The sequence below is a fragment of the Sphingomonas bacterium genome (genome assembly GCF_903643035.1).
Lineage (GTDB): Bacteria > Pseudomonadota > Alphaproteobacteria > Sphingomonadales > Sphingomonadaceae > Sphingomonas.
In genome coordinates this window covers 1-2,670 of the sequence record NZ_CAHJWW010000334.1, presented here as the reverse complement: position 1 = coordinate 2,670, position 2,670 = coordinate 1, and the positions used below count along the sequence as shown (strand labels likewise).

Here is a 2,670-nt window from a genome sequence, read left to right as displayed (position 1 = left end):
CGCCGACGCCGGCCTAGCGATCGACGCGGCGGCGCAGGGGCTGGGCCGGGCGACGGTGCCCGAGATGCTGGCCCGGCGCGATCTGGCCGAGGCGCGGGTGACGGCGCTGGGATCGCCGACGCCGTCGCGGCTTGGCTACTGGCTGGTCGCCCCGTTGCCGCAATGGCGCCAGAAGAAGGTGCAGGCGCTGGTCGACGCGCTGACGTCCTAGCTTGCTGTCGGCTGTGCCGGCCCGCTTTCCCTTCCGCTTCCGCGCGAGCGGGCCGGGATCATCTGGCCGCCAGCGCCAGCGCGCGGTTCATCAGGGTCGCGAAGGTCAGCGGCTTCACCGCGTCGCCGTGCCAGTTCCCCGCAACCGCCAGCCAGCGGCCATCCTTCGTGCGGACCAGCCAGTTCATCGCGACGACGCCCGGCTCCGACCCGCCCTTGAAGCCGATGCGGTCGAACAACCCGCTGGTCGCCGGATCGGTGCCGGGGTTGACGCCCATGATCGCCTGCGCGGCGGCGTCGCCGTGCAGCCTCAGCCAGTCGAGCGTGCGCGCCATCGCGACCGGCGCTGCGAACCATTCCACCGTCTCCGCCGCGACCGCGCCGCCTGCGAACGCCTCGGCGGGCAGGGGCGCCGCCTCGATGGTCGCGGCGTCGTCCGCGAGCAGCCGCATCCGGGCATCGCGGTCGCCGCGCAGCCACGCGGCCCGGAGCGCCGGGTCGAGCTTGATCGCGAACGCCTCGCGCGTCGACAGCACGGGCAATGTGCGCCCGGGCTCGCACCAGCGCAGCCGTGTGGCGAGCGCATCGACCCGGCCCCGCCCGAGCACGCGGAGCAGCGTGTCGGCGGTGGTGTTGTCGCTGATCGAGATCGCCAGCGTGGCAAGGCCCTGGAGCGTCATCGGCGTGCCCGCGGGCCAGTTCTGGGTGATGCCCGACGGCAGGGAGGGTGCGCCGAGCGGCACGACGTCCGTCCAGCGATGCCGGCCCGCCGCCACCTGACGCACGGCTTCCGCGAGCAGCCACAGCTTGAACGACGAGCCGACCGGCGCCCCGGCCTCGCCGCGCCATTGCGCCAGCGGCACCGGATCGCCCCCGCCCGCTCCGCTGCCCAGCCGATAGATGCCGAAGCCGCCGCTGCCGGGAAGCGCGCGGAAGTCCGCCGTCAGCCGTTCGAGGGTGTCGTTCGCCTGCGTCGTGCCGGTGACGAGCAGGCCGACGACGCGGTGCTCGGCTATCGGGTCGAGCGCGATGCGGACCGTCGCGGTACCGCGCGCATAGCCGACGGTCAGCGTCGCGCTCCAGGCCGAGTCGGGTCTCGTCGCGACGATCGCGTCAGGCTCGCCCAGCGTCTCGCGCAGCTGAGCGGTGACGGCGGCCAGCTGCGCCGGGCTCACCTGCGCGGTGAAGGCCGGCGCCAGATAGTCGGGCACGTCGCGGCCGGCGAGCAGCGGCACCAGCTGGCGGACGCGCGAGGGGAGCGTCGGCCCGGCCGTCGTCTGCGCCACGGCCGGTATCGTCGTCAACGTCAGCCAGAGAGCGATCGCCAGCCAGCGCACGCCGGTCAGTTCTTCAGCTTCCAGCCACGCTTCATCAGCATGTAGCAGGTCAGCCCCAGCACGACGTCGACCCCAATCGTCACGCCCGCGCCGATGCCGACGGACGAGTCGGCGATGCCGAGGAAGCCATAGCGAAAGCCGGAGATGATGTAGAAGAAAGGGTTGAAATGGCTAGCTATTCTGAACGCGGGCGCCAACCGGTCGACCGAATAGAAGGTCCCCGACAGCAGCGTCAGCGGCCCGACGACGAAGTTGGTGACGACCGCGGCGTGGTCGAACTTCTCCGCCCAGATCGACGTCAGCAGCCCCAGGAACGCCAGGAACACCGATCCTGTCAGCCCGAAGCCCAGCGCCACCAGCGGATGGACGGGCGCGACGTGGATGCCCGGCGACACCAGCATCACCGCCCATACCGCCGCGCCGACGCAGAAGGCGCGGGTGACGGCGCCGCCGGCCAGCCCGGCGATCAGCTCGGCGCTGGACAGCGGCGGCATCAAATAGTCCACGATGGTCCCCTGGATCTTGCCGACCAGCAGCGAGAAGCTGGCGTTGGCGAAGGCGCCAGTCATCATCCCCATGACGATCAGGCCCGGGCCGACGAAGTCGGGGAACGGCACCTCCGCCCCGCCGACGTGCACCGCGCCGCGCCCGCCGAGCGCGGTGGTGAAGACGACGAGGTACAGGAGCGTCTGGATCGCGGGCGCCCAGACGGTCTGGAGCTGCACCTTGAAGAACCGGCGCACCTCCTTCACATAGAGCGTTCGAAGACCGCCCCAGTTGACCTGCCGGATCACCGGCACACCGGGGGCGTTTCGGACGGCCGACGCGTTTCGGATCGTGGAAGGGGCGTCGCCGATCGGGGGCTGGCTGCTCATCGCGGTCCGGGTACGCGCTGGACGTCCGCTTGGCCAGCCGGTTCGGGCCGGACGATGTGGGAAGTGCGACATGATGACCTGGACCGACGAGCGCATCGAGGCGCTGGGCAAGATGTGGGAAGCGGGCCAGACCGCCAGCCAGATCGCCGAGGCGCTGGGTGGCGTCAGCCGCAACGCGGTGATCGGCAAGGCGCACCGGCTGGGGCTCCAGGCGCGACCGTCGCCGGTGAAGGTGAACGAGCCGCCCG

4 protein-coding genes are annotated in these 2,670 nt (G+C 71.8%); 2 read left to right on the top strand and 2 right to left on the bottom strand.

Annotated elements, in window-relative coordinates; genetic code table 11:
• Positions 1-211, top strand: a 211-nt coding sequence (locus HUV01_RS14770) for a LysR substrate-binding domain-containing protein (protein ID WP_254606710.1), incomplete at its 5' end; no start/stop codon positions are given.
• A 58-nt stretch (positions 212-269) separates the two neighbouring features.
• Here the strand turns inward: HUV01_RS14770 and HUV01_RS14765 are convergent.
• Together HUV01_RS14765 and HUV01_RS14760 are read right to left on the bottom strand one after the other, a co-directional pair.
• The gene (locus HUV01_RS14765) at positions 270-1,547 is read right to left on the bottom strand and encodes a serine hydrolase (RefSeq protein WP_174298957.1); all 1,278 of its coding nucleotides are present in this window, start codon (positions 1,545-1,547) and stop codon (positions 270-272) included.
• Between the two features lie 5 nt (positions 1,548-1,552).
• Entirely contained in the window at positions 1,553-2,422 is an 870-nt protein-coding gene (locus HUV01_RS14760) for an ABC transporter permease (protein ID WP_174298956.1), read from the bottom strand.
• 73 nt (positions 2,423-2,495) lie between these two features.
• On the opposite strand from HUV01_RS14760, the gene HUV01_RS14755 reads away from it, so the two are divergent.
• The coding region (locus tag HUV01_RS14755; RefSeq protein WP_217431031.1) for a GcrA family cell cycle regulator at positions 2,496-2,670 on the top strand (175 nt) is incomplete at its 3' end.

Bases quoted from the DNA above. Each gene is read 5' to 3' on its own strand.
- HUV01_RS14760 (WP_174298956.1), bottom strand. From the start codon at position 2,422: ATGAGCAGCCAGCCCCCGATCGGCGACGCCCCTTCCACGATCCGAAAC.